The sequence below is a fragment of the Modestobacter versicolor genome, from assembly GCF_041028285.1.
Classification (GTDB): domain Bacteria; phylum Actinomycetota; class Actinomycetes; order Mycobacteriales; family Geodermatophilaceae; genus Modestobacter; species Modestobacter versicolor_A.
The window spans coordinates 156,487-163,390 of the sequence record NZ_JABGDB010000008.1 but is presented as its reverse complement, the minus strand read 5'-3'; the positions used below and the strand labels follow the sequence as shown (position 1 = coordinate 163,390).

At 72.7% G+C, this 6,904-nt stretch carries 6 protein-coding genes; all 6 read right to left on the bottom strand.

Translation table 11 applies throughout. The features are described 5' to 3' along the window. Nucleotides 1–79 precede the first annotated feature (79 nt). Complete coding sequence (locus HL054_RS20305; protein WP_369140908.1) at nt 80–1,045, bottom strand: pirin family protein; 966 nt, start codon at nt 1,043–1,045, stop codon at nt 80–82. Nucleotides 1,046–1,054: 9 nt separating this feature from the next. Continuing rightward, nucleotides 1,055–2,053 carry a pirin family protein gene (locus HL054_RS20300; RefSeq protein ID WP_369140907.1) on the bottom strand — a complete coding sequence of 333 codons (999 nt, stop codon included), beginning with the start codon at nt 2,051–2,053 and terminating at the stop codon, nt 1,055–1,057. A gap of 158 nt (nt 2,054–2,211) precedes the next feature. Then, a complete protein-coding gene (locus HL054_RS20295) occupies nt 2,212–3,624 on the bottom strand; it encodes a GH1 family beta-glucosidase (RefSeq protein WP_369140906.1) in 1,413 nt (470 codons plus the stop codon). 143 nt (nt 3,625–3,767) lie between these two features. Beyond that, a complete protein-coding gene (locus HL054_RS20290) occupies nt 3,768–4,865 on the bottom strand; it encodes an ABC transporter ATP-binding protein (RefSeq protein ID WP_369140905.1) in 1,098 nt (365 codons plus the stop codon). Between the two features lie 52 nt (nt 4,866–4,917). Continuing rightward, on the bottom strand, nt 4,918–5,820 hold the full coding sequence (locus tag HL054_RS20285) for a carbohydrate ABC transporter permease (protein ID WP_369140904.1): 903 nt from the start codon (nt 5,818–5,820) through the stop codon (nt 4,918–4,920). 10 nt (nt 5,821–5,830) lie between these two features. Continuing rightward, on the bottom strand, nt 5,831–6,823 hold the full coding sequence (locus HL054_RS20280; RefSeq protein WP_369140903.1) for a carbohydrate ABC transporter permease: 993 nt from the start codon (nt 6,821–6,823) through the stop codon (nt 5,831–5,833). Nucleotides 6,824–6,904 lie beyond the last annotated feature (81 nt).

Here is a 6,904-nt window from a genome sequence, read left to right as displayed (position 1 = left end):
GGGAAGGCGCGCGAAACCGTGCGTGGGAAGGCGCGCGAAACCGTGCGTGGGAAGGCGCGCGAAACCGTGCGGGGTGGGGTCAGCGTTCGCGGCCGCGGGGCTTGAGGGGGAAGGGCGGCAGGGCCGGGGCGCCGAGGCGGTAGCCGTCGAAGCCGGGGACGTCGTCGAACCGGTCGCCGCCGGCCCACTGCTCGGCGTACTCCACGATCTCCTCGCCGGAGCGGCCGACGAAGTTCCACCACATGACGATCCGCTCCTCGAACGGCTCCCCGCCGAGCAGCAGCAGCCGGGCCGGGGCGTCGGCGCGCAGCCGGACGGTGCGCCGGCCCGAGCCCAGGTAGAGCATCGCGCCAGGGGTTAGCGGCACGCCCTCGACGTCGGCGGAGCCCGCAGCGACCAGCACGCCGTGCTCGAAGTCCGGCTCCAGCGGCAGCTCGACGTCGGTGCCGGCGGCCAGCGCCAGGTCGACCCCGACCAGCGGGGTGTGCGCGGTCCCGGGCGACGTCGCCCCGCCGAGCGACCCCATCAGCACCGTCGCCTCGACGCCGTCCGAGCTGAACCCCGGCAGCGCCACGTGGTGCTCGAACGCCGGCGCGGTGTCCCGGACGGCGTCGGGCAGCGCCACCCACAGCTGCGCGCCGTGCAGCCAGCGCGGGTGCTGGGCCGGTGACTGCTCGGCGTGCGCGATGGCGTGCCCGGCGGTCATCAGCGCCAGCTCGCGCGGCCGGACCACCACGTCGCTGCCGAGCGAGTCGCGGTGGTGCACCTCGCCGTCCAGCAGCCAGGACACCGTCTGCAGCCCGGTGTGCGGGTGCGGCAGCACCTCCATCCCCGCCGAGGTCCAGACGTCGTCCGGGCCGTAGTGGTCGACGAACGCCCAGGCCCCGACCAGCCGCCGGCCCAGGGTGGGCAGCAGCCGGCGGACCCGGGTGCCCTCGCCGAGCAGCACCTCCTTGCCCGGCAGCAGGTCCAGCGCCGGACGGGCGGAGGCCGCGGCCAGCCCGCCGAGCTCGTGCGCGTCGGGCCGCGGCTCGAGGTTGCTCATGGCGTGTTCCTACTCGCTCTCGCCGCGCAGGTCACCGTGCGCGGTGTAGGTGGCGGGGATGCGGCCGAGCCGGCCGGCGGAGGCGTCGGTCATCGCGTCCAGCACCTCCTGCCGGGTGTTCATCACGAACGGCCCGTACATCGCGATCGGCTCCCGGATCGGCAGCCCGCCCAGGACGACGACGTCCAGGTCGGGGGTGCGCGCCTGGGCGTGCCGGTCGCCGGGCCGGGTGCCCTGCACCGTCACGGTGTCGCCGGGGCCGAGGACGGCGAGCTGCCCGGTGCGCACCGGGGCGCCGTCGATGCCGACCGAGCCGCTGCCGGAGAGCACGTAGACCAGCGCGTTGAAGTCCGGCCGCCACGGCAGGTCCAGCGTCGCGCCGGGGGAGACGGTCGCGTGCACCATGGCCATCGGCGTGTACGTCGACCCCGGCCCGCGGTGCGCGCCGACGTCGCCGGCGATGACCCGCAGCAGCGCCCCGCCGTCCGGGGTGGCCAGCAGCACCGACTCCCGGGCCCGCAGGTCCTGGTAGCGCGGCTCGACCCACTTCTGCGCGCGGGGCAGGTTCACCCACAGCTGCAGTCCGTGGAAGAGCCCGCCGGAGAGCACCAGCGCCTCCGGCGGCCGCTCGATGTGCAGGACGCCACCGCCGGCGGTCATCCACTGGGTGTCGCCGTTGCTGATCGTGCCGCCCCCGCCGTGGCTGTCGGCGTGCTCGAAGGTGCCGTCGAGGATGTAGGTGACGGTCTCGAAGCCGCGGTGCGGGTGCCACGAGGTGCCCTTGGGCTCGCCCGGCGCGTACTCGACCTCGCCCATCTGGTCCATGTGCAGGAACGGGTCGAGGTCGCGCAGGTCGACGCCCGCGAAGGCCCGCCGGACGGGGAAGCCCTCGCCCTCGAAGCCGGACGGCGCCGTGGTCACCGACCGGGTGCGCCGGCGGACGGTGCGGGGCGCCGGCACGGGCACCCGCGCCAGGGTGGTGGTGTCCTCGACGGTCACGGCGGGCATGGCTGCCTCATCTCGGTTGAGAGCTCAACTACGTGGGCACTGTAAGCCCCCGCACCCCCGATGTCTTCCCCGGACGCACCACGGCCGCCGCCCCGGGGGTCCGGGTACGGCGGCCGTGGCAGCAGGTCAGGTGCGCAGCAGGTCGGGTGCGCCTCAGGTCAGGAGGTCGCCCCGGGCTGGTCGTCCCGGTGCCGGCGGAGCACCTCGGCGTAGACCTTGGCGCTGTCCTTCGGCGTCCGGACCTGGGTCTCGTAGTCGACGTGCACCAGGCCGAAGCGCTGGTCGTAGCCGCGGGCCCACTCGTAGTTGTCCAGCAGCGACCAGGCGAAGTAGCCGCGGACGTCGGTGCCGGCCTCGATCGCGTCGGTCATCGCCGCCAGGTGCCGCACCAGGTAGTCGACCCGCTCGGGGTCGTGCACCTCGCCGTCGGCCGAGACGACGTCGGGCCAGGCCGAGCCGTTCTCGGTGATGAACATCGGCAGCCCGGGGGCGACCCCGCCGATCCAGTTCAGCAGCGTGGTGAACGCCGCCGGGTCGATGCCCCAGCCCATGGTGGTCCGCGGGCCCTCCGGCTCCAGGTCCTCCACCAGCTCGGCGCCGATGAACGTCGGGGGCTTGCCGTTGGGCTCGCTGAGCGCCCGGACGGTGCTGGTGAAGTAGTAGTTCACGCCCAGCCAGTCCAGCGGGGTGCTGATGATCTCCAGGTCGCCGTCCTCGACCGGCAGCGGGGCGCCGGCCGCGGCCAGGTCCTCGACCACGTCGGCGGGGTACTCGCCGGTGGCGACGGGCAGCAGGAACATCCGGTTCTGCTGGCCGTCGAGCCGGCGGGCCGCGTCGACGTCGGCGGGGGAGTCGGTGGCCGGCGACATCGGGGTGAAGTTCAGCGTGATGCCCAGGTGGTCGGCGCCCTTGTCGCGCAGCACCTGGGTGGCCAGGCCGTGGCCGAGCAGCAGGTGGTGCACCGCACGGGAGGCCTCCACCGGGTCGCGGTGGCCGGGGGCGTGCTGGCCGGCCATGTATCCCAGCAGCGAGCTGCACATCGGCTCGTTCAGCGTCGACCAGTGCGGCACCCGGTCGCCCAGGGCGTCGTGGACGACCCCGGCGTACTCGGCGAAGCGGTAGGCGGTGTCCCGTTCGGTCCAGCCGCCGCGGTCCTGCAGCGCCTGCGGCAGGTCCCAGTGGTACAGCGTCAGCCACGGGGCGATGCCGGCCTCGAGCAGCTCGTCGACCAGCCGGCGGTAGAAGTCCAGGCCGCGCTGCTCGACCGCGCCGGCGCCCGTGGGGAGCACCCGCGGCCAGGAGACGGAGAACCGGTAGGCGTCCAGGCCCAGGTCCTTCATCAGGGCGACGTCCTGGGGGTACCGGGTGTAGTGCTCGACGGCGACGTCACCGGTGTGGCCCAGGTGGGTCCTTCCGGGGGTGTGGCTGAACGTGTCCCAGATCGAGGGGCCGCGGCCGTCGACGTCCACCGCGCCCTCGATCTGGTAGGCCGCGGTGGCGGCGCCGAAGGTGAAGGCGGGTGGGAAGGAGAGCGCGGCGGCGGTGCCCGGGCGCACGTCGGTGGAGGTCATGGGTGGGAGGTGCTCCTAGCTGTCAGTGACGGATGGCGGTGCGGCCCTGCCGGGCCCCACCGCAGACGTGCGGATGGTGGGGACTTGGCCCCCTGCAGTGCCCCGCCGCGAGCTCGCGAGTGGTGGGGGCAGGGGGTCCTACGTCAGCTGACGCGCTGCTGCGTCGCCGCGTCGAAGACGTGCAGGTCGCCCTCGCGGACGTCGAGCCAGAGTTGCTGGCCGGCGGCGGGGGCGGAGCGGGGCTCGGTCCGGACGACGACGTCGGAGGTGTGCATGACGTCGTCGTCCCCGCCGGCCAGGGTCGTGTAGAGGTAGGCGTCGGCGCCGAGCTGCTCGACGACGTTGACCTCCACCGGCACGCCCTCGCCGCGGCCGACCAGGTGCAGCGCCTCGGGCCGGAAGCCCACGGTCACCTTGCCGTTGGAGGCGGCGGCGCGGGTCAGCTGCGCGCGGGGCACCGGCAGGACGGCGCCGGCGATGCGCACCCCGCCGTCCACGGCGTCCCCGGTGACCAGGTTCATCGCCGGCGAGCCGATGAAGCCGGCGACGAAGACGTTGGCCGGCCGGTCGTAGAGCGCCCCGGGGGTGTCGACCTGCTGCAGGACGCCGTCCTTGAGCACGGCCACCCGGTCGCCCATCGTCATCGCCTCGACCTGGTCGTGGGTGACGTAGACGGTGGTGGTGCCCAGCCGGCGCTGGAGCGCGGAGATCTGGGTGCGGGTCTGCACCCGGAGCTTGGCGTCGAGGTTGGACAGCGGCTCGTCCATCAGGAACACCTGCGGTGAGCGGACGATCGCCCGGCCCATGGCCACCCGCTGCCGCTGGCCACCGGACAGCGCCTTGGGGCGGCGGTCCAGGTAGTCGGACAGGTCGAGGATCTTGGCCGCCTCGGCGACCCGGCCGGCGATCTCGGTCTTCTTGACCCCGGCCAGCTTCAGCGCGAAGCCCATGTTCTCCCCGACGGTCATGTGCGGGTAGAGCGCGTAGTTCTGGAACACCATGGCGATGTCGCGCTGCTTGGGCGGGGAGTCGGTGACGTCGCGGTCACCGATCAGCACCGAGCCGGAGTCGACCTCCTCCAGGCCGGCGAGCATCCGCAGCGAGGTGGACTTGCCGCAGCCGGACGGGCCGACCAGGACCAGGAACTCGCCGTCGGCGATGTCGAGGTCCAGGGCGTCGACCGCGGGCCGGTCGGCCTTCGGGTAGATCCGGCTGGCCTGCTGGAAGGACACGGTGGCCATGGTCAGGCACCTCTCGGGACGTGGGGGAGGGGAGGACGGGGTGCGCAGCGGGTCATCCCTTCACCGCGCCCTGCATGATGCCGCCGACGATCTGCTTGCCCAGGATCGTGAAGACGATGAGGACCGGCAGGGTGCCCAGCAGCGTGCCGGCCATGATCACCGACTGCTGGGGGACGTAACCGGACCCCAGTCCGGCCAGCGCCACCTGCACCGTCGGGTTGGCGGTGGTCAGCGCGATGATCGGCCAGAAGAACTCGTTCCAGGCGGTGAGGAACGTGAGCATCGCCAGCACCGCCATCGCCGGCCGGGCGACCGGGACGACGATCGACCAGAAGATGCGGAAGGTCGAGGCGCCGTCGACGCGGCCGGCCTCCAGCAGCTCGTTGGGCAGCGCCGAGATCAGGAACTGCCGCATGAAGAAGACGCCGAAGGCGCTGACCAGCGTGGGCAGGATGACCGCCTGCAGCTGGTTCACCCACTGCAGGTCGGCGATCATCATGAACAGCGGGATGACCGACAGCTGGGTCGGCACCATCATCGTGCCGATCACCAGGGCCAGCAGCAGGCCCTTGCCGCGGAACTGCAGCTTGGCGAAGGCGAACCCGGCCAGCGTGCAGAACAGCACCGTGCCGACGGTGATCGACCCGGCGACGATGATCGAGTTGAGGATCGCCTTGCCGATCGGCGCCTGCTCGAGGGCCAGCTTGAAGTTGTCGAACAGGCTGGCGCTGGGCAGGAACGGCGGCGGGCTGCCGGCCAGCTCGGCGTTGGTGTGCGAGCCCGCGACGACGGTCCAGTACAGCGGGAAGATCGACACCAGGGCGGTCAGCGTGAGCAGCGTGTAGGTCACCGGCCCGGCCTTGCCGGACCTGCTGCCCTTCCCGCCGCGGCGCTCGGGCCGGTCGACCGGCGTGACTGCGGTGGTCTCGGTGCCGGGGAGTGCGAGGGTCGCCATGCCGGGTCTCCTACCGGTCTGCCCGGCTGCGGAGGCGGCCGATGACGGCGTTCAGCCCCACGACCACCAGGATGATCATGAACATGGCCCAGGCGGTGGTGGCTGCCTGCCCGATGTGGAAGTTGCTCCAGCCCTGCTGGTACATCAGCAGGCCGAGCGTCTGGTACTGGCCCGAGGAGCCGCCCGAGGTCGTGCCGTTGCCGGCGAACAGCAGCGGCTCGCCGAACAGCTGGACGGCGCCGATGGTCGAGACGACGACGGTGAACAGGATCGTCGGGCGCAGCGACGGGATCGTCACGTGCAGGAACTGCTTCCAGCGGCTGGCGCCGTCGATCTCGGCGGCCTCGTAGAGCTCACCGGGGATGGACTGCATCGCCGCCAGGTAGATCAGTGCGTTGTAGCCGGTCCAGCGCCAGGTCACGATCAGCGCGATGGCGGCCTGGCTGCTCCAGGTGCCGGCCTCCCAGTCGATCCGCTCGAGGCCGACGGCCTCCAGCAGGGTGTTGATCAGCCCGTAGTCGCGGCCGAAGAGCTGGGCGAAGACGAGGGTCGCGGCGGCGATGCTGGTCGCGTAGGGCATCAGCATCACGGTGCGGAAGAACGTCCGGCCGCGGAGCTTGTAGTTGAGCAGGTGGGCCAGCCCCAGGGCCATGCACAGCTGCGGGACCGTGGCCAGGACGCCGATGGTGAGGGTGTTGCGGGCGGCGTTCCAGAAGAACTCGCTCTGCAGCAGGTTGCGGTAGTTCTCCAGGCCGACCCAGGTGCCGCCGTCGATGTCCGACAGGCTGGTGCGGTGCAGCGACACCCAGGCGGTGTAGAGGAACGGGTAGAGGCTGAAGGCGCCGAAGACCAGGAAGAACGGGGCGACGTAGGCGTAGCCCCAGCGGTTCCGGGTGAGGGTCGTGCGGCGCTTGGGGGGCGGGGTGCGGTCGGGGGCCGGGGTGGTGTCGGCCGCGGGCGCGGTGAGCAGCGCCTCGCGGGGACTCTGGCTCGCGATGGTCATGCAGGGCCTCGGGGTGGTCGGGGACGGGCGGACCGGGTGTCCCCGGGGGCCGGAGCGGGCCGGGGCGGCGGTGGGGCGGGC